General features: G+C 72.0%; 15 protein-coding genes. 8 read left to right on the top strand and 7 right to left on the bottom strand.

The window, feature by feature from the left end; genetic code table 11:
* Window positions 1-4: 4 nt before the first annotated feature.
* Together ACH4SI_RS26160 and ACH4SI_RS26155 are read right to left on the bottom strand one after the other, a co-directional pair.
* Window positions 5-1,027 (bottom strand): aldo/keto reductase, encoded by a 1,023-nt coding sequence (locus ACH4SI_RS26160; RefSeq protein WP_398299619.1) that lies wholly within the window; start codon window positions 1,025-1,027, stop codon window positions 5-7.
* Between the two features lie 191 nt (window positions 1,028-1,218).
* Window positions 1,219-2,688: an MFS transporter gene (locus tag ACH4SI_RS26155; protein WP_398300230.1), complete on the bottom strand. Its 1,470-nt coding sequence runs from the start codon at window positions 2,686-2,688 to the stop codon at window positions 1,219-1,221.
* Window positions 2,689-2,820: 132 nt separating this feature from the next.
* Here ACH4SI_RS26155 and ACH4SI_RS26150 point away from each other — a divergent pair, with 132 nt between their 5' ends.
* On the top strand, window positions 2,821-3,699 hold the full coding sequence (locus tag ACH4SI_RS26150; protein ID WP_398299617.1) for a helix-turn-helix transcriptional regulator: 879 nt from the start codon (window positions 2,821-2,823) through the stop codon (window positions 3,697-3,699).
* Here the strand turns inward: ACH4SI_RS26150 and ACH4SI_RS26145 are convergent.
* Complete coding sequence (locus ACH4SI_RS26145; RefSeq protein WP_398299615.1) at window positions 3,666-5,165, bottom strand: MFS transporter; 1,500 nt, start codon at window positions 5,163-5,165, stop codon at window positions 3,666-3,668. The genes ACH4SI_RS26150 and ACH4SI_RS26145 overlap by 34 nt on opposite strands.
* 124 nt (window positions 5,166-5,289) lie before the next feature.
* On the opposite strand from ACH4SI_RS26145, the gene dusB reads away from it, so the two are divergent.
* From dusB to ACH4SI_RS26120, 5 genes are all read left to right on the top strand, one after another.
* Window positions 5,290-6,441, top strand: coding sequence for a tRNA dihydrouridine synthase DusB (dusB, locus tag ACH4SI_RS26140; protein WP_398299613.1), 1,152 nt, complete (start codon window positions 5,290-5,292; stop codon window positions 6,439-6,441).
* Window positions 6,442-6,531: 90 nt separating this feature from the next.
* Window positions 6,532-7,782: a hypothetical protein gene (locus ACH4SI_RS26135; protein ID WP_398299611.1), complete on the top strand. Its 1,251-nt coding sequence runs from the start codon at window positions 6,532-6,534 to the stop codon at window positions 7,780-7,782.
* Window positions 7,779-9,992 (top strand): caspase family protein, encoded by a 2,214-nt coding sequence (locus ACH4SI_RS26130; RefSeq protein ID WP_398299609.1) that lies wholly within the window; start codon window positions 7,779-7,781, stop codon window positions 9,990-9,992. The genes ACH4SI_RS26135 and ACH4SI_RS26130 overlap by 4 nt, the downstream gene beginning before the upstream one ends.
* A gap of 26 nt (window positions 9,993-10,018) precedes the next feature.
* On the top strand, window positions 10,019-10,975 hold the full coding sequence (locus ACH4SI_RS26125; RefSeq protein ID WP_398299607.1) for an AAA family ATPase: 957 nt from the start codon (window positions 10,019-10,021) through the stop codon (window positions 10,973-10,975).
* The gene (locus tag ACH4SI_RS26120) at window positions 10,975-14,460 is read left to right on the top strand and encodes an SAV_2336 N-terminal domain-related protein (protein ID WP_398299605.1); all 3,486 of its coding nucleotides are present in this window, start codon (window positions 10,975-10,977) and stop codon (window positions 14,458-14,460) included. The genes ACH4SI_RS26125 and ACH4SI_RS26120 overlap by 1 nt, the downstream gene beginning before the upstream one ends.
* On the opposite strand, the gene ACH4SI_RS26115 is transcribed toward ACH4SI_RS26120, so the two are convergent.
* The gene (locus tag ACH4SI_RS26115; RefSeq protein ID WP_398299602.1) at window positions 14,448-15,773 is read right to left on the bottom strand and encodes an MGH1-like glycoside hydrolase domain-containing protein; all 1,326 of its coding nucleotides are present in this window, start codon (window positions 15,771-15,773) and stop codon (window positions 14,448-14,450) included. The genes ACH4SI_RS26120 and ACH4SI_RS26115 overlap by 13 nt on opposite strands.
* A gap of 492 nt (window positions 15,774-16,265) precedes the next feature.
* Between ACH4SI_RS26115 and ppdK the strand changes: the two genes are divergently transcribed.
* Both ppdK and ACH4SI_RS26105 read left to right on the top strand, forming a co-directional pair.
* Window positions 16,266-18,983, top strand: a complete 2,718-nt coding sequence (gene ppdK, locus ACH4SI_RS26110; RefSeq protein ID WP_398299600.1) for a pyruvate, phosphate dikinase — start codon at window positions 16,266-16,268, stop codon at window positions 18,981-18,983.
* A gap of 424 nt (window positions 18,984-19,407) precedes the next feature.
* Entirely contained in the window at window positions 19,408-20,475 is a 1,068-nt protein-coding gene (locus tag ACH4SI_RS26105) for an ArsR/SmtB family transcription factor (RefSeq protein ID WP_398299597.1), read from the top strand.
* Here the strand turns inward: ACH4SI_RS26105 and ACH4SI_RS26100 are convergent.
* Genes ACH4SI_RS26100 through ACH4SI_RS26090 form a run of 3 tightly spaced genes read right to left on the bottom strand, consistent with a single transcriptional unit; the run spans window position 20,433 to window position 23,484 of the window.
* Window positions 20,433-21,305, bottom strand: a complete 873-nt coding sequence (locus ACH4SI_RS26100; RefSeq protein ID WP_398299595.1) for a carbohydrate ABC transporter permease — start codon at window positions 21,303-21,305, stop codon at window positions 20,433-20,435. The genes ACH4SI_RS26105 and ACH4SI_RS26100 overlap by 43 nt on opposite strands.
* Window positions 21,305-22,219, bottom strand: coding sequence for a carbohydrate ABC transporter permease (locus ACH4SI_RS26095; protein WP_398299592.1), 915 nt, complete (start codon window positions 22,217-22,219; stop codon window positions 21,305-21,307). The genes ACH4SI_RS26100 and ACH4SI_RS26095 overlap by 1 nt, the downstream gene beginning before the upstream one ends.
* Complete coding sequence (locus ACH4SI_RS26090; protein ID WP_398299590.1) at window positions 22,219-23,484, bottom strand: ABC transporter substrate-binding protein; 1,266 nt, start codon at window positions 23,482-23,484, stop codon at window positions 22,219-22,221. The genes ACH4SI_RS26095 and ACH4SI_RS26090 overlap by 1 nt, the downstream gene beginning before the upstream one ends.
* Window positions 23,485-23,569: the final 85 nt, after the last annotated feature.

The raw sequence follows: 23,569 nt of genomic DNA, 5'->3' as shown, positions 1-23,569 counted from the left end.
GTCCCTACTTCTTCTTCTCGCTGTCGAGGAAGGCCATTTGCGCCTCCCGGTAGCGGTCGCCCGCCGCGGCGCCGGCCGGAACGGCCCCCTCGATCGCGGCCAGGTCGTCGGCGTCGAGCGTAGCGCCCAACGAGCCCAGCGCCTCCGTCAGCTGTGCACGCGTGCGGGAGCCGATCAGCGGAACGATCGCCGTGGCGTGCTTGGGGCCCTGGGCGAGCACCCAGGCGATGGCGGTCTGCGCGACGCTGATGCCCTTGTCGTCGGCGACCTTGCGCAGGGCCTCGACCAGGCCGAGGTTGTGGTCGATGTTCTCGCCGCCGAAGCGCGGGCTGTGGCTGCGGAAGTCGGTGGCGGCGAGCTTGCGGTCCCGGCTCCAGTGGCCGCTGATCAGCCCGCGGGAGAGCACGCCGTACGCGGTGATGCCGACGCCCAGCTCACGGCAGACCGGCAGGATCTCGTCCTCGATGCCGCGGGAGATCAACGAGTACTCGATCTGCAGATCGCAGATCGGGGCGACGGCGGAGGCCCGGCGTATGGTCTCCGCGCCCGCTTCCGAGAGCCCGATGTGCCGTACGTACCCGGCCTCGACCAGCTCGGCGATGGCGCCCACGGTCTCCTCGATCGGGACGTCGGGGTCGACGCGGGCGATGCGGTAGACGTCGATGTGGTCGGTGCCGAGGCGCTGGAGCGAGTAGGCCGCGAAGTTCTTGACGGCGGCCGGGCGGCCGTCATAGCCGGACCAGCTGCCGTCGGGGCCGCGCAGGGCGCCGAACTTCACGCTGAGCAGGGCCTTTTCGCGGTGGGCGGCGGGGGCGGTGCGCAGGGCCTCGTTGATGAGGAGTTCGTTGTGGCCCATGGCGTAGAAGTCGCCGGTGTCCAGCAGGGTGACCCCGGCGTCGAGCGCGGCGTGGACGGTGGCGAGGGACTCGGCGCGGTCGACGGGGCCGTACAGGGCGGACATGCCCATGCAGCCGAGGCCGATCGCGGAGACCTGGGGGCCGGTGGTGCCGAGTGGGCGCAGCTGCATGGTGGTGCTCCTTGCGGGGACTCGGGATTCCATACGGGTGCGTTGCGTTGACAAGCGTGGCAGATGCGATGACAGATTTCAATATCTGTCATCTGCCATCCGTCATCTCATACTCGTCATCGCCTACCTGATACCGCCTGCCTGATATCGCCTATCCGTCATCCCTCATCCGTCGTCCCCACGCGCCCCGCTCACGCCACCACGCGCGGCAGCCGCAGGCTCAGCAGCACCGTCAGCGCCACCGCCGCGAGCTGCGCCGCGAGCGTGATCACCAGCGCGTCGCCCATTCCCGCCGACGGTGCCAGCGCGAGGAACAGCGAGCCCAGCGTGGCGACGCCCAGTGCCAGCGAGGACTGCTGGGTCGTGACCATCACGCCGCTGCCCACCCCGGCCCGCTCGGCCGGCACCTCGGCCAGCACGATCCGGATCAGGACCGGCAGTTGCAGCCCCTGCCCGAAGCCGGCCAGTGCGACCCCCGGCAGCAGCCCGGCCAGGGACAGGTCCGGCCAGTCGCGCGCCACGGCCAGCATCAGCAGCCCGAGGCCCACCGCCTGGAGCAGTCCGCCGGTGGTCACCACGCGGCTGCCGTACCGGCCGACCAGGCGCGGCCCCATGAGCGAGGCCACGAAGAAGGCGGCGGCCATCGGAGCCAGCGCCAGGCCGGCCGCGACCGGCCCGAACCGCAGCCCCTGCTGCAGGGCGACCGCGATGACGAACATGAAGCCGCCGAAGCCGATCGAGAACGGCAGCAGCATCGGCAGCCCGCGCCGCAGCCCGGGCAGCGCGAACAGGCTCGGCGGCAGCAGCGGAGTGAGGCCCGCCCGTCTCCCGCCACCACCCTCAACCGAGCTGCGCGCTGCCTGCTCTGCCCGGTCGGCGCGGCGCTCGATCACGTAGAACGCCGTCGCCACGAAGGGGAACGCGCCCAGCAGCAGCCAGGTCCACAGCGGCCAGCCCGCCGCCCGCCCCTCCGCCAGCGGCACCATCAGCGTGATCAGCGAGACGGCCAGCAGCACCGTGCCCGGCACGTCCACCGGCGCGGGCCGGTCCGAGCGGGTCGCGGGCACCGTACGCAGCGCCAGGACCAGGCCGATCAGCGCCACGGGCACGTTGACCAGGAAGACCGCGCGCCACCCGGTGCCCGCGATGTCCGCGGCCACCAGCACCCCGCCCAGGATCTGCCCCGCCACCATGGAGAGACCGGCCGTCGCGCCGTACATGCTGAGCGCGCGGGCGCGGCGCGAGCCGCTGGTGGAGGCATGGATGGTGGCGAGCACCTGCGGCAGCATCAGCGCCGCCGAGGCGCCCTGTGCGATGCGCGCCGCGACCAGGCTCCACGCGTCAGGGGCGAGCCCGCAGGCCAGCGAGGTCAGCCCGAAGGCCGCCATTCCGGCGAGGAAGAGCCGGCGCCGCCCGAAGGAGTCGCCCAGCCGTCCGCCGAGGACCAGCAGCACCGCGTACGCCACTCCGTACCCGGCGACGATCAGCTCCAGGACGGCCGGGCCCGCGTCCAGATCGCGGTCCATGGTGGGCAGGGCCACGTTGACGATGAAGAAGTCGATCAGAGGGAGGGCCGCCCCGAGCAGCAGGGTGAACAGCCCCGCGCCGCTCAGGGCCCCCTCGGACGATGTCGTGGCGGCGCCCCGGGAGGCCGGGGCGATGCTTCTGGCGGGAATTTCGGTATCGGTCACGCTTCAGACGATCCCACCCCGCTCAGCCGGGTACCAGAGTGTCTTTATCCTGGTACAAGAAGTACCTGGCAACTGGCTGAGCCCATGGGGCACTCTGGAGCCATGACCATCACGGTGCAGAGTGCCACGGCCGGCCGCGGGGCCGACATCAGACGGACCGAGCTGGCGGCCTTTCTGCGCAGCCGCCGGGAGCGGATCACCCCCGAGCAGGTGGGGCTGCCCCGCGGCCGTCGCCGACGGACCCCCGGGCTGCGCCGCGAGGAGGTCGCCCAGCTCTCCACGGTGGGCGTCACCTGGTACACCTGGCTGGAGCAGGCCCGGGACATCCATGTCTCGGTGCAGGTGCTCGACGCCATCGCCCGCGCGCTGCTCCTGGACCGCAGCGAGCGCGCGCATCTCTTCGCCCTCGCCGGGGAGGTCGATCCGACCTCCGGGAACGAGTGCTCCGGGGTGCCACAGTCGCTCCAGGTGATGCTGGAGCAGCTGGAGCCGTTCCCGGCGTGCGTGCAGAACGCCCGGTTCGACCTCCTCGCCTACAACCGCTCCTACCGGCTGCTGATGTGCGATCTGGACGCACTGCCGCCGGAGGACCGCAACTGCCTGTGGCTGGCCTTCACCCACGACGAGTGGCGGGCGAGCCTGGTCGAGCGGGAGGAGACGATCCGGCTGATGGCCGCGAAGTTCCGCGCCGCGATGGCCGAACACGTCGCCGAGCCCGCCTGGAAGGCACTGCTGAGGCGGCTGGAGGAGGCCTCACCGGAGTTCCGGGAGATCTGGGCGCGCCATGAGGTGCTGCGGCCCGGCGACAAGATCAAGCTCTTCCGGCAGTCGGAGGTGGGCGTGCTGCGGCTGACCTCGACCAGCCTGTGGACCGGCCCGAACCAGGGGCCCAAGCTGCTCACCTACACCCCGGTGGACACGGAGACCCGTGAGCGCCTGGAGCGGCTTCACGCCCTCGCGCTCGAACTGGCCGAGGTCTGACCCGTCGGCCCGCCCTCCTCGAACAGCGCGGCGGCGTGCTTCGTGGTGGCCAGCGCCCAGCGGCCGGTGGTCAGGGCGCCCAGCAGCAGGATGACGGCACCGCAACCGGCGATGATCCACCAGGCGGGGCGGGCGGCGTCCACGAACCCGGCGGCGGCCGCGGCCGACGCCTTCCGGCCCGCCGCAGCACCCGCCACCCCGGCCGCCGCGCCCGCGGCCAGCACCGCGCCGATCACCGCGACCCCCAGCGACTGGCCCACCTGGCGGCTGGTGGAGGCGACGGCCGACGCGACCCCGGCCTGCGAACGCGGCATCCCGGAGACCGCCGTATTGGTGATGGGCGCGTTGACCAGGCCGAATCCGATGCCGAACAGCAGATAGCCGGTCAGCAGCAGCGCATTGGTGGACTGGGCGTCGAACGCCGCGAAGAGCACCCCGCTGGCTCCTATCGTCACCCCGGCCAGCAGCAGCGGCAGCCGGGGCCCGCCGTGCCCCACCAGCCGCCCGGACAGCGGTGCGCAGACGAAGCACATGAATGCCATCGGCAGCATCCACAGCCCGGCGTGCAGGGCGTCGAGCCCGCGGACGTCCTGCAGATAGAGCGTGTTCATGAAGAGGAAGCCGCCGAGCGCCGCGAACGCGCTCACCGCGATGACCGTCGCCCCGCTGAACGGGGCGCTGTGGAAGAAGCGCACATCGATCAGCGGTTCGTCGCGCCGCCGCTCGTAGCGGATCAGCGCGACGAGCCCGACGACGGCGACCGCCGCGCAGACGGTGATCAGTGGCGAGCCCCAGCCGTGCCCCGGCGCCTCGATGATGGCGTACGTCAGGGAGCCGAGGACGGCGATGACCAGCAGCTGGCCGACGGGATCGGGCCTGCGGGGCTTCGGAGCGCGCGACTCCGGTACGAAGCGGGCGGTCAGTGCCACCGCCGCGAGCCCGACCGGAAGGTTTATCCAGAAGATCGAGCGCCAGCCGATCGACCCCACCAGCACCCCGCCGACGATCGGACCGGCCGCCATGCTGATGCCGACGACTCCGCCCCACACCCCGATCGCCCGGGCCCGCTCGCGGGGCTCGGTGAAGGTGTTGGTGATGATCGACATGGCCACGGGGTTGAGCATCGAACCGCCGATGGCCTGCACCATGCGGAAGCCGACCAGCGCTCCCAGGCTGGGCGCGAGGCTGCACAGCGCCGAGCCGAGGGTGAAGACCACCAGCCCGGTCTGGAAGACGCGCTTGCGCCCCAAACGGTCGGCCGTCGATCCGGCGAGCATCAGCAGCGCGGCGAGGACGAGCGTGTACGCGTCGATCGTCCACTGCATTCCGGAGACGGAGGCGTGCAGATCGCTCCGCATCGAGGGCAGGGCGACGTTGAGCACGGTGTTGTCGAGGCTTACGAGCAGCAGGCTCATGCAGCAGATCGCCAGCACGAGCATGCGCCGCCGGGGGCTTAGCTCAGGCATGGTTGAACGCTACAACGATGTCGGGGGTGCGCCGGTATGAACCGCCCGGCCGATCCCCTGTGCGGGTGCGGGACAATGAGAGGTCCCACGACCGTCCTACCCGCACCGCGAGGAAGCTCACCCCATGACCCAGACGCAGCTGCAGATCGGCCCGCACACGGTCCAGCCACCGGTCGTACTCGCGCCGATGGCCGGGATCACCAATGCGCCGTTCCGCACCCTGTGCCGGGAGTTCAGCGGCGGCAAGGGGCTGTTCGTCAGCGAGATGATCACCACCCGGGCGCTGGTCGAGCGGGACGCCAAGACCATGCGGCTGATCCACTTCGACGGCACCGAGAAGCCGCGCTCCATCCAGCTCTACGGGGTCGACCCGGTGACCGTCGGCAAGGCCGTACGGATGATCGTGGACGAGGACCTGGCCGACCACATCGACCTCAACTTCGGCTGCCCGGTGCCCAAGGTGACCCGTAAGGGCGGCGGCTCGGCGCTCCCGTACAAGCGGAACCTGCTGCGCGCGATCCTGCGCGAGGCCGTGGCGGGCGCCGGTTCGCTGCCGGTGACCATGAAGATGCGCAAGGGCATCGACGACGACCACATCACCTACCTCGACGCGGGCCGGATCGCGGTCGAGGAGGGCGTGACCGCGATCGCGCTGCACGGCCGCACGGCGGCCCAGCACTACGGCGGCACGGCGGACTGGGACGCCATCGCGCGGCTGAAGGAGACCGTCCCGGAGATCCCGGTGCTGGGCAACGGCGACATCTGGTCAGCCGAGGACGCGGTGCGGATGATGGCCCGGACCGGGTGCGACGGCGTGGTCGTCGGGCGCGGCTGCCTGGGGCGGCCGTGGCTCTTCGGCGACCTGGTGGCGGCGTTCACCCCGGACGGCGCACCGGGCGGCGGGGCCGGTTCCGCCCGGCCCACGCTGAAGGAGGTCGCCGCCGTGATGCGCCGCCACGCCGAGCTGCTCGTCGAGTGGCTGGAGGACGAGGAGCGCGGCGTGATCGACTTCCGTAAGCACGTCGCCTGGTACACCAAGGGCTTCTCGGTCGGTTCCGAGATGCGCAAGCGGCTCGCGATCACCTCGTCCCTGGCCGAGCTGGACGACCTGCTGGCAGGGCTGGACCTGGATCAGGAGTGGCCGCCCGGCGCCGACGGCCCCCGCGGCCGCACCTCGGGCCGCAACCGGGTGGTTCTCCCGGACGGCTGGCTGGCGGACCCGTACGACTGCGCGGGCGTCACCGAGGACGCGGAGCTGGCCACCTCCGGCGGCTGACCTCGGTAGTTCTGGGGTCACGCGGGGTCATCACGGGCTAAAGTGAGGGGCTCGTGGTCCCGGTGGGATCCGGACGATCTGGGGGGATCGGTGACAAGCGTCGTCTTCGTCCACGGCACGGGGGTCCGGGCCACGGCGTACGAGAAGAGCCTCGCGCGGGTCATGAGCGGCCTGGGGCGGGTGAGAGCCGACATCCGGGTCGTCCGCTGCTTCTGGGGCGAGCACCACGGAGCGTCGCTGGGGCTCGGCGGGGCGTCGGTCCCGGTGCGGGCGAAGAGCCGCGGCGTCGGCGGTGACGACCTGCTGGACGAGGACGATCCGCTGGCCGTATGGGCGCTGCTGGAGGTGGATCCGCTCGCCGAGCTGCGGGAGTTCGCGGAGGTGGCGAAGGCGCGGCGCGGCGGCGGCGCGCGGGCCGGATTCGCCCCCGGCCGTCAGGACCCCTGGCAGGCCGTCGCCGACCGGGTGCGCGGGCTGGGCCTGGATGCGGTGACCGGCGGCGGGGGCAGCCTGGACGAGCTGGTGTCCGACCTCGCGCCGCACCTCGGCCCGGCCGGCGGCCGCGTCGCCCAGGAGATCTCCCGCACCCTGGGCGGACTGCCGCCCGCCGACGGCATCGCGGCGATCGCGGCCCGCGCCGTGTACGCCCTGGCCGTCCAGCGGGCCGAGGGCCTGCACGGCGACGGCGAGCCGCTCGCGGTGGACGGCGCCGACCGGGACACCGTCGTCGGCGCGCTCACCGATCAGCTCGGCGGCGCCGACCGGGGCGGACCGGCCGTGCGCGCCGCGAAGGGCGTCGCCGTCCGGGCGCTCAACTCCTACCTCTCCCCGCTGTCTTCGCTGGCCCACACCTTCCGTGGCGGGATCACCAGGGGAGCCGTCCCGGCGAGCGGCGACATCCTCCGCTACCAGGTGCGCGGCGCCGGGGTGCGCGCCGCGATCCGCACGGCGGTGCGCGAGGCCGCGGCGGGCGATGCCGGGCCGGTGGTGCTGCTCGCCCACAGCCTCGGCGGCATCGCCTGCGTCGATCTGCTCGCCGACCCCACGGAGCGGCCGCCCGAGGTGGACCTGCTGGTGACGGTCGGCTCGCAGGCGCCGTTCCTCTACGAGCTGGACGCGCTCACCGCGCTGCGCCGCGGCGAACCGCTGCCCGGCGCCTTCCCCCGCTGGATCAACGTCTACGACGAGCAGGATCTGCTCGGCTTCGTCGGGGAGAAGGTCTTCCCCGGCCGGGTCACCGATCTGCGCGTCAACACCCGCCAGCCCTTCCCCCGAGCCCACACCTCGTACTTCGCCCACCAGCGGCTGTACGACCTGCTGGCCCCGGAGTTGCCGAAGTGACGGCGGTGGAACACGACTGGCGCCGCACTCATGCCGTGATCGTGGCGGTCGAGCGGTACCGCGGCAGCGACGCCTTGGACCTCGACGGGCCGGTACACGATGCCCTCGGGATGCGGACGTGGCTGACCGGGCGGGGCGTACCGCCGGAGAACATCCAGTTGCTGGCCTCGCCCATGGAGCGCAACAGGGCGGCCCTGGAGGCGGCACACCCCGGTTACCGCCCGGCGGAGCGCGCCGACGTACGCGAGGTCTTCCGGGAGGGACTGCGCGAGATCGACGGCGACTGGTTGTGGATCTACTGGGCCGGCCACGGGGTGCAGGCACCGGGCGGGCGGTGGAGCCTGCTGTACCCCGAGACCAGCAATACGGACCTCCTGGGGCTGGACGCCGACAGCCTGGTCGATCTGATGCGCACCGAGCATCTGCCCTGGGACGGAATGGACCGGGTCACCGTCATCGTCGACGCCTGCCGCCAGGCCCTCCCCACCGGCACCCATGAGCTGGTGGACACCCCGGATCTGCTCACCAGGTCGGCCCAGACCAGACCCGAGCGGCCGGTGTACTGGATGCGGGCCTGCCGGGCCGGGGCCGTCGCCAAGGAGCGCCAAGGGGCCGGGCGCTTCACCTCCGTGCTGTTACGGCAGCTCCACGCGGCCGGAACCGGCGGCACGGCGCTGGACCTCGGGCGCGTCTGGGACGGCGTACGGGGCGAGTTCGACCGGCTCCGCGCGGATGAGGACATCGACCAGTACCCGACCGTGTTCGTCGGCGACTGGTCCGGAAACGAGAACAAGTACAGCTGGCCCCCGCCGCTGGACGAGGAGCAGCGGCAGACCCGGTGGCGGCTCGTCCTGGGGACCGCGAGCCTCCTGGAGGCGCGGCCGGGCCGGGCGGCGGGCGTCGCCGCCCGGCTGTGCGAGGAGTTCACCACCGCGCCGCCCGCGGCGGTGCCCCCCACGGCGGACGATCTGGTCGACTGGGCGCTCGCCCATCCGCACGGCCTCGTCACCCTGCTCGCCGCGCTGGCCGAGCAGGCACCCGACGAGCCGATCCGGCCGGCGTTGCACGAAGCGTGCCAGGTCCTCCAGGGCCAATGGCTCACCAGCGGCGAGTACCGCACCCTCGTCGCGCTGCTGGGCCGGCTGGACGCGCGGGGACGGTACGGCGTCGCCGAGGCGGCGCGCGAGCTGTTCGCCGCAGCGGACGTCCCGTCGCCCGAGCCGGTCGCGCTCGCCGACAGCCTCGAAGCGCTGCTCCCCACCCCGGACCGGCTGCCACAGCTGCTCCGGGTGGTGGAGCACTTCGCGGCGCTCGACGGCGGCGTGGTCGCGGGGGAGCTGCGCGGCTGGTCGCTGGCGTGCGCGCGGCGGCTCGGCCTGGAGTCCGCGCTGCGGGACCGGCGCGCCGAAGCGGAGGAGCACGCGGCGCGGCTGCGCGTCGCCGCCGCGGACCGGCGCATCCAGATAAGACTCCATCCGCCGAGCGGCCCCGGACAGCGCCGGGCGTACGAGGTGTGGTCGCGGCGCGGCGAGGAAGCCGACGCGCTGGCGAAGGTCGACAGCCCGGCCTCCCTGGAGGAGATCCAGGGCCGGATCGACGCGCTGCTGGCCGCCCACGCCCGCGTCTCGGAGACCCTGGTGGAGTTCTTCGTCCCCTTCACCGACCTCGAACTGGGCGTGCACCGCTGGCCGCTGGACGCGGCACGGCCCCAGGAGCGCGCGCTCGGCACGGACTTCCCGGTCGTCCTGCGCTGCGCCGAACTGCGCCAGCCCCAGCGGCGTCATCTGTGGGAGCGGCGCTGGAAGCAGGTCGCCACGGCCACCACCGGGGATCTGCAGTGGCTGCTCGCCGGGGTGACGGGGTTCAAGCAGGTGCGGGCCGCCATCGAGCGCCGGGAGACCGCCCCCGGAGCGGTGGTCGCGGCGCCGAGGGCGGTCCGCGAGGCGGTCTTCACCGCCTGTCTCTTCGACGGCCTGCCCGTACTCGTCTGGGACAGCGACGCCGAACCGGCCCTCACGGACGACGAGCTGAAGGAGCTGCTGGGCCTCACGGAGCAGCCGGCTCCGCAGTTGGAGTTCCTGCCCCGGCACCTTCGCAAGCTCCGGCTGGAGAGCGACGGCGACGAAAGCCATCCGGGCCGCCATCTGGCCCTGTTGTGGGACGACCCGCACCGGCCCCTTCCCGGCCAACTCGACCTGTCGGCACCCTGAGCAGCCCCACGAGGAGAAGGACGACCATGGCACAGGACTGGAGGCTCTTCCAGGGTGGTGGCACCACACCCCACACTGTCGAGAGCTGGCCCAAGGCCCCGCCGTGGCGGCGCTTCGGCGACGACGCGCCGCGCCTCGCCGACACGGAACCGCTGCCGTACCTCATCACCGATGAGCACCGGGACATCGTCAACACGGCGCTGCATCTGCACCGCCCGCTGCTGGTCACCGGCCGGCCCGGCACCGGCAAGTCGACGCTCGCGCACGCCATCGCGCACGAACTGAAGCTCGGCGAGGTGCTGCACTGGCCGATCAACAGCCGCTCCACGCTCCACGACGGGCTGTATTCGTACGACGCGGTCGGGCGGCTGCGCGAGGCGTCCCTGCTCCGCCGGGTGGACGGGGATTCCACGCCCGAACCGGATATCGGGGACTATCTGCGGCTCGGCGCCCTCGGCACCGCCCTGCTGCCGGGCGACCAGCCGCGCGTCCTGCTCATCGACGAGCTGGACAAGGGCGATGTGGATCTTCCGAACGATCTGCTCACCGTCTTCGAGGAGGGCGAGTTCACCATCCCCGAGCTGGCCCGCCTCCAGGAAGCGCGGGCCGATGTGCGGGTCACCGGCACCGAGGAGAAGGAACGGATCGTGGAGGGCCGGGTCCGCTGCCGCGTGTTCCCGGTCGTCGTCATCACCAGCAACGGCGAGCGCGACTTCCCCCCGGCCTTCCTGCGCCGCTGTGTCCGGCTCGACCTCACCCAGCCCGACGCCCAGCAGCTCCAGCAGATCGTCACCATGCACCTCGGCGAGGAGACCGCGGCCCGCGCACAGGATCTGATCGAGGACTTCCTGGCATTGCGGGAGGAGGGCGAGCTGGCCACCGACCAGCTGCTCAACGCGGTCCATCTCCGCGCCTCCGACGTGCCGATCGATCACCACGTCCTGAGCAACGTCCTGCGCTCGCTGGACGAAGCGGACGCGTAATGATCCAACGACTGTCCGCCCTGCTGGAGGACGCGGGGGTCGAGCTCTCGACGGACGAGCTGCGCGACGCCCTGTGGCTCGCGGCCACCACCGCGCCCTCCGGCGGCACCGCCGACGGCGACGAGGCCGCCGGGGCGACCGGGCCGCTCGCCCCGCTCGCCCCCGCCGAGGACGCCGAGGAGCACGACAAGGCGGCACGGACCGGCCCCGCGGCGGACGTCCCCGTTCGTGAGCCGGAGCCCGAGCCGGCCGCGCCCGCCGGGCTGTTCGCCCCCGGCGCCCGGCCCGCCGCGGCCCGCCCGGCGCGCGCCGTCGGCGTACGCGGCGTACCGGCGCTCCCCGCGGCGCGCGGACTCTCCCGCGCGCTGCGCCCCCTGCGGCGCACCGTGCCGTCCCGGACCTCGTTCCGCCTGGACGAGGACGCCACCGCCGACTGGATCGCCGAGACCGGTCTGCCCGACGCGATGCTCCGGGCGCGGCGGGAGCGCTGGCTGAGCGCCGTGCTCGTGGTGGACGACGGCCCCTCGATGGTCCTGTGGCAGCAGCTCGCCGCCGAGGTGCGGGGGATGCTGGAGCGGCAGGGCGCGTTCCGTGCCGTGCGCACCTACGGACTGGACAGCGCGGTCGGCGCCGAACCGCGGCTGCGGGCCCGCCCGTACGCCCCGGAAGCCTCGCGCCGTACCGCACGGCAGCTCACCGACACCTCCGGCCGCACGATGATCCTCGTCCTCTCCGACGGAGTGGGGCCGGGGTGGCGCAGCGGCGCCATCCCGCGCCTGCTGCGCCGCTGGGCCCGGCACTCTCCCGTAGCGGTCGTCCAGCCGCTGCCCCCGCGCATGTGGCCGGAGCGCGGCATGCCCACCCAGCGGCTGCTGGTCGGCGCGCGCGGAAGGGCGGGCGCGCCGGGCCGGGCGCTGACGGTGCGCCACCCGGTGCTGCCGCCCGGCCTCGTCGCGTACACGGGAACCCCGGTGCCGGTGCTGCCGCTCGCGGAGGCCGAGCTGGGCGCGTGGGCCGCGCTCACCGGCACGGGCGAGGGGAGCGCGCTGCTCCCGGTGATGCTCCTGGAAGGCGGCGACAAGCCGGTCGCCGCTCCGGCCACCGCCGAGGTACCCGAGCCGACGCCGGAGGAGCGGCTGCGCCGCTTCGGGGGCGGCGCCTCCCCGGAGGGCCGGCGGCTGGCCGGTGCGCTCGCCACCGTCCATCCGCTGACGCTGCCGGTGATGCGGCTGATCCACCAGGCGAGCGGCACGGGTTCGGCGCAGCTCGCGGAGGTGTTCCTGGGCGGGCTGCTGCGGCGGCGGGAGGGGCGGGCCGACGAGTACGAGTTCTACCCCGGGGTGGCGGACCTGCTGCTGGACGGGGTGCGGACCTCGGACGCGCTGGACACGGCGAAGCGGGTCACAGAGTTCCTGCTGCGCCGCCGGGGGAGCGGGCCGGAGTTCCGGGCCCGGCTGTCCGGGGAGCGCGGCGACGCGGGCGTGGCGCCGGAGGCCCGGCCGTTCGCGGCCGCGTCGCCGGAGTTGTTGCGGCGGCTGGGGCTGCTGGGGGAGGAGCCGTACGAGCGCCCGGAGCCGGAGGAACCGCCGTCCGCGCCCGAGCCCCCGGTTCGCGATTTCACCGCCCGTTCCTATGTCTCGGAGCGCGTCCAGCCGCCGTTCCTCGCCCTGGTGCGCCGGATCGCGGCCGACAAGAGGATCGCGGCGCTGATGCGGGTCCACCTCGACCGGCTGCTGGGGGAGGCGGAGGAGCGGGACGAGAAGTCCGGCTGGGTGGGGGTCGGGCGGCTGCCCGGGTTGGCCGAGGCGCTGACCGAGGGCGGATGGCGGGACTACGCGGACGAACTGCGCGGCACGATTCTGGAACAGCTTCCCGTGGTGTCGTCCGGAGAGGAGCTGGAGTCGCGCAACCTTCGCGGCCATCTGGCCCTCGCGCTGAACAAGCTGGGCGAGCGCGAGGAGGCCGAGCGCCAGCTGAGAGCCGTCGTCGAGACCTCGGCCCTGGTGCACGGCAGGGACCACCAGTACACGCTCAATGCACGCGTTCACCTGGCCGCCCTGCTCGAGGACGCCGGGAATCTGATGGGCGCCGAGTGGGAGCGCCACGCGCTGATCGACGCGTATCTGCGCAGCCCGGAGGACCGGCGCGCGGAGGTCGCGGGACTGCGGGTGAAGCGTGGCCGCCTGCTGCTGCGCCTGGTGCGTCGGGAAGAGGCCGAGCGGGAGTTCCGCGTCGCGCGGCGGGAGTTGGGTGACCTCGAGGGCTGGGCCCACCCGGACACGGTCGATGCCAGGGTGTGGCTGTCCCACGCGCTGGCGCAGCTCGGTCGCTATGACGAGGCCGAGTCGGAGAGCCGGGCGGCCGTCGCGGACTGCGGACCCTCGGACGAGGGCGATCTCCTGGCGTGGGCCACCGCCGTCTTCCGGCTGGCGCAGCTCCTGGGGGAGCGGGGCCGCGAGGAGGAGGCCGAGGAGCTGTGGCGGGAGGCGGCCGAGCGGTTGGGGCGGGGCCACGGTCCGGAGCACCAGGGGACCCTGAGCGCGGCGTTCTGGCACATCACCGCGCTGCGCGGCCTGGACCGGTACGAGGAGGCGCAGACCGAGGTCTCGACGCTGATCGACGCGTCGGACCAGGCCCGTGGGGAGCAGCACGTCGGCTCCTTCGAGGCACGTCGTCTCCGGGCGATGATCCTGGGCGATCAGAAGAGATACGAGGAGGCGGAAGCGGCCTTCCGGGGCCTGTTGGCGATGCAGACCGACGTGCTGGGCCGGGAGCACCCCAGCACCCTGGCCACGGCTCATGGCCTGGGGGTCTGTCTGGCGGAGGCCGGGCGTTACGAGGAGGCGCTGACGGAGTTCACCGAGGTGCTGCGGAACCGGATCGCCACTCTGGGGGCCGAAACGGAGTCGACGCTCGTGACCCGGTACTGCCGCGCGAGCGCGCTGGCAGACCTCGGCCGAAGGGAGGAGGCCGAGGCCGAGTACCGCGTGACCATGGCGGCGGAGGCGCGAGTGCGGGGGCCGGACGACCCCGGCACCCTGCTGACCCATCGGATGCTCGCCGATCTGCTGCGGACCCAGGAGCGCTATGGCGAGGCCGAGGTGGAGTACCGGCACGTGGTCGACGGGCGTGCGAGGGTCCTGGGGCCCGAGGCCGAGGCGACGCTCGCGGTCCGGCACAGCCTCGGCAATGTGCTCAACAAACTGGGCCGCTTCGCGGAGGCGGAAGCGGAGATCCGGGCGACGGCCGCGCTGCGGGCGCGCGTCCTCGGGGCCGAGGATTCCGCCACCCTGTGGACCCGCTACAACCTGGGCACCGCCCTCAAGGGCCTCGGCCGCCTCGACGAGGCCGAGGCCGAGTGGCGCGCCGTACTCGACATCAGCGAACGCGTCCTGGGTGACGAGCACCGATGCACCCGGAAGACCCGCGAGGCACTGGCCGGGCTCCGGGCGGCCGATGGCGATGATGACGATCAGACGCCCTGATCCGCCGCCACCGCCAGGTCCAGCGCCAGGGCCGCCGTCCAGCTGAAGTCCCGGGTGCCGCGCGCCTCCTCCGTGTGCGGGTCGACGTACTCGGCGAACCCGGAGGCGGCGGCCGCCTCCAGGGCCGCCGCGCGCAGCGCGTCCGCCTCGGGTGCGGCACCGTGCAGTCGCAGGCCGCGCTCCAGGAGCCAGTTGACGTTGAACCAGGCGGGGCCGCGCCAGTAGCGGGACGGGTCGAAGGCGTGGCCGAGCAGGTCGTAGCTGGGGACCAGGCGCACCGAGGTGCCAAGACCGAAGTGCTCGCCCGCAGCCGTACGGAGCAGCGCGTCGACCGTGGCCCGGGGCAGCTCCGGGACGAGCAGAGGCAGCAGGCCCGCCGCGCTCAGTTCGGGGATCAGGCCGCCGCCGCGCACATCGCGGCACAGGAACAGCCCGGCGGCCGGGTCCCACAGGCGGTCCAGCAGGGCGGCCGTCAGATGGGCGGCCCGGGCGCGGTGCGGGCGGGGGTCCGCGCCGACGGTCCCCGCGATCTCGGCCAGGGCGTGTTCGGAGGCGATGAGCAGGGCGTTGAGGCCAGGGTCCTCGACGACGAAGCCGAGCGCGCCGGGGCGGTCCCGGTAGCCCCCGTCCCGGTAGTCCGCCGCGAGCCGTACGTACTGCCCGTAGTCCAGGTCCGTCGGGCGGTCGGCGGCCGCGCCGTGGTCGAGGTCCGCGCGGCGGAATGTCTCCGGCGGGACGGGCTCGACGCGGGCCAGCGGGGCGTCCCAGCAGGGGCTGTTGTCCATGCCCGGCTCCCACGGGTGGACCACCGACACCAGACCGCCGCCGCCCAGGTCGCGCCGGTCGGTCAGATAGCGGTGCCAGGCGGCGAGCCGGGGGTACGTACGGGCCAGGAAGCCGGACCGCAGCGAGGCGCGCGGGTCGGCGCGGTGCACCAGCAGACAGGCGAGCGCGTGCACCGGCGGCTGGACGATCCCGGACGTCGCGACGCCGGGCGGGGCGCCGGTGTTCCCCCGGGCCGGCCGCCAGAAGTCCGGGCCCGGGAAGTAGGCGCCCGGCGGTACCGCGGGGTTGTAGACGATGTGGGGGATCCGGCCGTCGTCCCACTGGGCCGCGAGCAGGGTTTCCAGCTCCCGCTGGGCGCGGCGTACCGAAAGATGACGCGATCCGATCGCGATGAACGCCGAATCCCAGCTCCACTGGTGCGGATAGAGACCGCGGGAGGGAACCGTGGAGGAGCCGGTCCAGTTCTCGTCGAGGACGCGCCGCGCACCGGGAACCACCTGCAAGAGCGCGCGCCGGGCGCTGGTCACGGGGCCTCCTCATCGTGGCGTGTGGGGGCACGATACCGGCCCCACGACCGGCGCTCACCTGCGCATCGCTCATCTGAGCGAGCAGTCTCTCGTTGTGTCCAAGGAGTGAGACGAGGCACTCTGGAGGGGGGTGATTCTCGCCACTCTGATCAAGTCTTCGCTCATATGAGCGGTGGCGAGGGGCTGCATCGACGGTCGTCCGTTGTGCTCACCTCCTCAATGCGTGGCACTGAGTGTCATGCCCTGGATGTTCGAGACCTCGAATCAGCGATAACGCACAGTAGTAAATCCCCGATCCGTCACATGCGTGGCGTGTGCATGTGTTCGACTCTTGAAGGAGTGGCTCATGGCACTCCGTTCGGCGGCACACTTTCGAACACGTGGCAGGCGGGTGGTTACAGCCGAATGACGGTGGAGTGGACATACTCAGGAGCCTTCGATCTGGGTACGCTCCCCGCCGTCAGGGCAGCTGAGCCGAGGAGATCGAGTCCCGTGCCGGAAAAACAAGATCAGCAGAAGTTCGTTTACGACTTCACCGAGGGCAACAAGGATCTCAAGGACCTGCTCGGCGGGAAGGGAGCGAACCTCGCCGAGATGACCAATCTCGGTCTCCCCGTGCCACCGGGATTCACCATCACCACCGAGGCGTGCAAGGTCTACCTCGACAGCGGTTCCGAGCCCGCGGCCCTCCGCGACGAGGTGAGTGCGCACCTCGAAGCCCTCGAGGGGAAGATGGGCAAGAAGCTCGGCCAGGCCGACGACCCGCTCCTGGTATCCGTACGCTCCGGCGCGAAGTTCTCGATGCCCGGGATGATGGACACCGTCCTCAACATCGGCCTCTCCGACGAGTCCGTCGCAGGTCTCGCCGCGCAGGCGGGCGACGACCGGTTCGCCTGGGACTCCTACCGCCGCCTGATCCAGATGTTCGGCAAGACCGTGCTGGGCGTGAACGGCGACCTCTTCGAGGAGGCCATCGACGCGGCCAAGCAGGCCAAGGGCGTCACCGTCGACATCGACCTCGACGCCGCCGACCTCAAGAAACTGGTCGCCGAGTTCAAGACGATCGTCTCCCAGGAGACCGGCCGCAGCTTCCCGCAGGAGCCGCGCGAGCAGATGGACCTCGCCGTCCGCGCCGTGTTCGACTCCTGGAACGGCGACCGCGCCAAGCTCTACCGCCGCCAGGAGCGCATCCCTCACGACCTGGGCACCGCGGTCAACATCTGCTCCATGGTCTTCGGCAACCTCGGCCCCGACTCGGGCACCGGCGTCGCCTTCACCCGCGACCCCGCCAGCGGCCACCAGGGCGTCTACGGCGACTACCTGCAGAACGCGCAGGGCGAGGACGTCGTCGCGGGCATCCGCAACACCGTCCCGCTCGCCGACCTCGAAGGCATCGACAAGCGCTCGTACGACGAGCTGATGCAGATCATGGAAACCCTCGAGACGCACTACAAGGACCTGTGCGACATCGAGTTCACCATCGAGAGCGGCAAACTGTGGATGCTGCAGACCCGGGTCGGCAAGCGCACCGCCGGTGCCGCCTTCCGGATCGCCACCCAACTGGTCGACCAGGGTCTGATCGACGAGGCCGAGGCGCTGCGCCGGGTCAACGGCGCGCAGCTCGCGCAGCTGATGTTCCCGCGCTTCGACGAGGAGGCCGCGGCGGGCGACGGCGTACGGAAGATCGGGCGCGGCATCGCCGCGTCACCGGGTGCCGCCGTCGGCAAGGCCGTCTTCGACTCGTACACCGCCGTCAAGTGGTCCCGCTCGGGTGAGAAGGTCATCCTCATCCGCCGCGAGACCAACCCCGACGACCTGGACGGCATGATCGCCGCCGAGGGAATCCTCACCTCCCGCGGCGGCAAGACCTCGCACGCCGCCGTCGTCGCCCGCGGCATGGGTAAGACCTGTGTGTGCGGCGCCGAGGAGCTGGAGGTCGACACCAAGCGCCGCCGCATGGTCGTGCCGGGCCAGGAGGAGCTGATCATCGAGGAGGGCGACGTCGTCTCGATCGACGGCTCCTCCGGCAAGGTCTACCTCGGCGAGGTGCCGGTCGTCCCGTCCCCGGTGGTCGAGTACTTCGAGGGCCGGATGCACGCGGGCGCCGACGACGCCGACGAACTGGTCGCCGCCGTGCACCGGATCATGGCGTACGCGGACCGGGTCCGCCGCCTGCGGGTTCGGGCCAACGCGGACAACGCCGAGGACGCCGCCCGCGCCCGCCGCTTCGGCGCCCAGGGCATCGGCCTGTGCCGCACCGAGCACATGTTCCTCGGCGAGCGCCGCGAGATGGTCGAGCGGCTGATCCTCGCCCACGGCGACGAGGAGCGCGACGCCGCCCTCGGCGAGCTGCTGCCGCTCCAGAAGAAGGACTTCGTGGAGCTGTTCGAGGCGATGGACGGGCTGCCCGTCACCGTCCGGCTGCTCGACCCGCCGCTGCACGAGTTCCTGCCCGACATCACCGAGCTGTCGGTGCGCGTCGCGCTCGCCGAGTCCCGCAAGGACCACAACGAGAACGACCTGCGGCTGCTCCAGGCCGTCCACCGGCTGCACGAGCAGAACCCGATGCTGGGCCTGCGGGGCGTACGCCTCGGGCTCGTCATCCCCGGCCTGTTCGCCATGCAGGTACGGGCCATCGCCGAGGCCGCCGCCGCACGCCGGGAGGCCAAGGGCGACCCGCGCGCCGAGATCATGATTCCGCTCGTCGGCACCGTGCAGGAGCTGGAGATCGTCCGCGAGGAGGCCGAGCAGATCATCGCCGAGGTCGAGCGGGTCCACGGCGTGGACCTCAAGCTCTCCCTCGGCACCATGATCGAGCTGCCCCGGGCCGCGCTGACCGCCGCCCAGATCGCCGAGTCCGCCGACTTCTTCTCCTTCGGCACCAACGACCTCACCCAGACCGTGTGGGGCTTCTCCCGCGACGACGTCGAGGCCAGCTTCTTCACCGCGTACCTGGAGAAGGGCATCTTCGGCGTCAGCCCCTTCGAGACCATCGACAAGGACGGCGTGGGCTCCCTGGTCCGCGACGCCGCCCGCGCCGGTCGCGCCACCCGCCCCGACCTCAAGCTCGGCGTCTGCGGTGAGCACGGCGGCGACCCTGAGTCCGTCCACTTCTTCCACGAGGTGGGCCTGGACTACGTCTCCTGCTCCCCGTTCCGCATCCCCGTCGCCCGCCTGGAGTCGGGCCGCGCGGCGGCCAACGGCCGGTGACGGCGAGCCGATAAGGCCACCGGGGCACCACAGCCGGGACACCCACCCTCACCCGGCATCCGGCCCCGGCTCTCAAAGGGGGCGGCACCTTGTGCGGAGGTGCCGCCCCCTCTCACTCCCCCCACGGGAGCCGTTGCCGCCCGGCATCGGATCGGGCGGCAACAAGTGCCCTGTCGCCGTCGCACACTCGTCACCCCCCACGGGAACGAGCAATACGGCCCAGAGCACCGCCTGTTGAATTACGGACGGACGTCGGTGGCGTTTCCCCGGCGCATCCGGTTTTCCCGTAGAACAGCTTTCCTCTTGGACGGGTCGTAGCGCTCCCCCTTTCACATCTGGCCAAAAGGGCGTGGTCACTGATCGTGCCACCGTGCATACTCAACGGTGGTCGGGGGGCGGTCACCATGTCACTTGTGAGGGTCTGGTGCTACGTGTTCATTTCAGTGAACTCGATCTGGCCCGGCTGCGGATGGCCATCCGCCCGGATGCACTCTGGGAGACCGTCCTAAGTTTCCACCGGCTGCGCGAGAACCGCGCCGAGACCGTATACGGGGAATGGCGTTCGGAGGCGCGTAACCGACTCAACGGCGAAGGGCGGCTGCTGGCCCCGCTCATTCCCTCGCGGGGCTATTTCCCCGACTTCCTGACGCCCGCCGAAGGCGTCATCGGGTGCGACGCCGCCATGGACGCGCTGCACGCGACGCCGGCCGAGCGGCTGCACGCCGAAATCGACCGGCTGCCGTCGGCCCGGGCCCTCCCGGGGTGGATACGCGGGCTGGCGCAGGGCGAACGGCGGCCGCTGGACCGATTGGTGAGCGTGCTGCGCTCGTATCACGAGGCCGCCGTCGCGCCGTACTGGCCGCACATACAGGCCCGTATCGAGGCCGACCGGGCGGCGCGCGGCCGGGCGCTGCTGGACGGGGGCGCGGACGGGCTGCTGGCCTCGTTGCCGCCGACCATGCGGTGGCGGGCGCCCGTGCTGGAGGTGGACTATCCCGTCGACCGGGACCTGGAGCTGCGCGGCCGGGGGCTGTTGCTCCTGCCGTCGTTCTTCTGCCGGAGGACGCCGGTGACCTACCTCAACCCGGAGCTGACCCCGGTCCTGGTCTATCCCGTGGAACATGCCCGGAGCGGTGTTCCGCAGCAGCCCTGTGCCGGTATGGCGCCCGCTCCCGCCGCGCCGGGCCAGACGCGGGTCCTCGGCAAGCTCGTCGGTCACACCCGCTCGGCGGTGCTGCTGGAGGTCGGCGGGGGCTGTACGACGAGCGAACTCGCCCGCCGCGTCGGCGTCTCGCTCGCCTCGGCCAGCCAGCACGCGAGCGTGCTGCGCGAGGCGGGGCTCGTCCACACGCTGCGCCAGGGCGGGGCCGTCCTGCACACCCTCACCCCGCTGGGCGCCGCCCTGCTGCGCGGCGGCGTCCCGGTGGCGCCGTCGCGGGGTGTGGGGCGTCAGTCGTCGATGCCGGTGCGCTCGACGCCCGCGACGATGTAGCGCTGGAGGAGGAGGAAGACGACCAGCAGCGGCACGATCGACACCGCGGCCGCCACGAACAGCTCATGCAGATTGACGCTCTGGGCCGTGGTGAACGTCGACAGGGCGACCTGGACCGTCCACGCCTCCCGGTCCTGGCCGATGACCAGCGGCCACAGGAACGCGTTCCAGGCGCCGATGAAGACGATCGTGCCGACCGCCGCGAAGACCGGCCGCGCGTTCGGCACCACGACCTGCCAGTACGTACGCCAGTAGCCGAGCCCGTCCACCCGCGCCGCGTCCTCCAGCTCCCTCGGGAAGCCCAGGAAGTACTGGCGGAAGATGAACGCCGCGACCGCGCTGAACAGCGTCGGCACGACGAGACCGCGCAGCGTGGAGATCCAGCCGAGCGAGCTGACCAGCACGAAGCTCGGTACGAAGGTGACCGCGGCCGGGACCATGAGGGTGCCCAGGATCCAGTAGAAGACGGCGTCGGCGTGCGCGTACGGGATGCGGGCCAGCCCGTACCCGGCCAGCGAGGCGAGCAGCACGGTGCCGAGGGTGGTGAGGACGGCGATCAGGGAGGAGTTGAGCAGTGCGTGCGCCATCGGCACATTCGGGTCGTCGAACAGCTCGCCGATGTTCGACCAGCGCAGCTCGCCGGGGAAGAACGTCCAGCCGGGCGAGGTGATGTCCGCCTCGCTCGACAGGCCGTTGCGTACGAGGAGATAGAACGGGATCAGGAACAGCAGCGCGAGGGCGATCAGGAGCACCAGTCGCACCGCGCGCCCCACGCCGACCAGGGCGTCCCGTACGTCACGCGTCTCGTGACGCGTCTGTCGGCGGCGCATCAGTCCTCCTTCCGGCCGAGGCCGAACCAGCGCGCCTGGATCACCGTCGCCACCGCGATGATCAGCGCCAGGATTACCGCGCCCGCGCTGCCCAGGCCCAGGTTCTGCCCCTGCCCGAGGGCCGTGTAGTAGAGGTAGACCAGCGGCGGGCGGGCGTACGGGGGGTAGCCGCGCGAGTCGGCCAGCAGGTTGTAGAACTCGTCGAACGCCTGGAACGCGTTGATCACCAGCAGCAGCACCACCGCGACCGATGTCGCCCGCAGCTGCGGAAAGGTGATGTGCCGGAACACCTGCCACCCCGGCCGGGCCCCGTCCACGGCGGCCGCCTCGTACAGCCGTGGCGAGACGCGCTGGAGCCCGGCCAGGAACAGCACCATGTAGAAGCCCGCCTGGAGCCACAGCCGTACGGTGACGATCACCAGCCAGTACCAGGGTGGATCGGTGGTCGACAGCCAGGCGATCTGATCGGCGCCGAACCAGCCGAGGACGGTGTTGGCCAGCCCGAACCGCACCCCGTTGAAGATCGACATCTTCCAGATCAGCGCCGCCACCACATAGCTGCACGCCACCGGCAGGAAGAACACCGACCGGAAGAACGCCTGCGCCCGGGGCAGCCGGTTCACCATCAGCGCGAGGGAGAGCGAGAGCACGTACGTCGCGGGGACGATGAAGGCGGTGAAGACCAGGAAGGTCACCAGGCTGGCGGTGAACGCGTCGTCGCGCAGCATCGCCGTGTAGTTGTCCAGCCCGACGAAGCGGGTCGGCGCGACGGTGTTGTGCGCGTCGAAGAAGCTGAGGTAGGCGCTCCAGGCGAGGGGGACGTACGTGAAGAGGGTCAGCCCGAGGGTGAAGGGGCCGACGAACACCCAGAACCAGAGCGTGCGGTCCCGACGGCCCCGCACCTTGGCCGGCATCAGCTCTTCTTCTGCACGCGCCGCAGCTCAGCGGCCGTCTTACGGACCACCTTCCGCAGCTCGCTCTCCGGGTTCGCGCCGCCCTTGATGATGCGGCTCAGCGCGTCCTGGTACGCGACCTTGCTCGCCGGCGTCCACAGCAGCGGCTCGGCGTGGCCGTGCTCGTTCGCGTACCGCACCGCGTCGGCCGCCGCGCCCTGCCGCAGCTTGGTGGCCTTCTGCGCGAGCGACATCCGGGCCGGGATGTGGAAGCCGTAGGTGAGCGCGAAGTCCTCCTGATACTCCGTCTTCTCCACCCACAGCCACTTCAGATAGGCCTTCGCCAGCTCCTTGTGCCTGCTGCGCGCGCTCACCGCAGCCCCGTACGCGCCCACCGGCACCGCGGGCTTCCCGTCCGCGCCCTCCTTGGGGAACGGCAGCACCCCGAAGTCGTCCCCCAGCGCCTTCTTCACCTGCGGCAGCGCCCACAGCCCCGACCACTGCATGGCCGTCAGCCCCTGGGTGAACGCGGCCGGATCCGACCAGTCCGAAGGCGCCCCCAGCAGCAGCGACTTCTCCGCGTACAGCTGGCGCACCTTGCCGAGCGCGCGGGCGGCGGCCGGGTCGTCGAAGCCGACCTTGCCGTCCTCGGTGATCAGCTCAAGACCGGCGGCGTTCAGCGGAGTGCCGCCGAGGACACCCGGGCCGCCGTCATTACCCAGGAACAGCCCCTTGACGTCTCCAGTGGTCAGTTTCTTCGCCGCGTCGACGAGTGCGTCCAGCGTCCGGGGCGGCTCCACGCCGGCGTCCTTGAGCATGCTCGTGCGGTAGTAGAGCAGCTGCATGTCCACGACTTGCGGGATCGCCCAGATCTTGCCCTCGTACGTCTTCGGCGCGAGCACGGCCGGGTTGATGTCGTCCTTCGCCTCCTTGAGGAGGTCCGTCAGATCGACCACCTGGCCGCCCTGGATCTGGTCCAGGGTCGGCCCGTTGACCTCGAAGACGTCCGGGCCGGATGTGGTGAGCAGCGCGGCGGCCGTCTGCTGGTCGTAGTTGCCCGGCCGCCACTGCACCTCGACCCGTGCGTCGTCGAAGTCGTCCGCGTACCGCTTCACCGCCTGCTCGGTGCCCGGCTCGCCGTACTGGTGGTACCACTGCGACAGCACCGGCTTCCCGCCCGCGTCGTCCCCGCCACGCCCGGTGTTGGACCCGCACCCGGCGGCCGTCGCCCCGGCCAGGACGAGCCCGCCGCCGGTGCCGAGCAGTCTCCTACGGCTGATGGACATGTGGCCGTGCCCCCTCGATGCCTTGTCTCCGCCTCACCGTATGAACAACGGTCAACGATGGGGCGGAATTACGACAGATGGGTTG

This window comes from Streptomyces sp. NPDC021212 (assembly GCF_044332925.1).
In the GTDB taxonomy this organism is placed as follows: domain Bacteria; phylum Actinomycetota; class Actinomycetes; order Streptomycetales; family Streptomycetaceae; genus Streptomyces.
The sequence above is the reverse complement of the archived record's forward strand: the minus strand, read 5'-3'. Positions and strand labels throughout refer to the sequence as shown.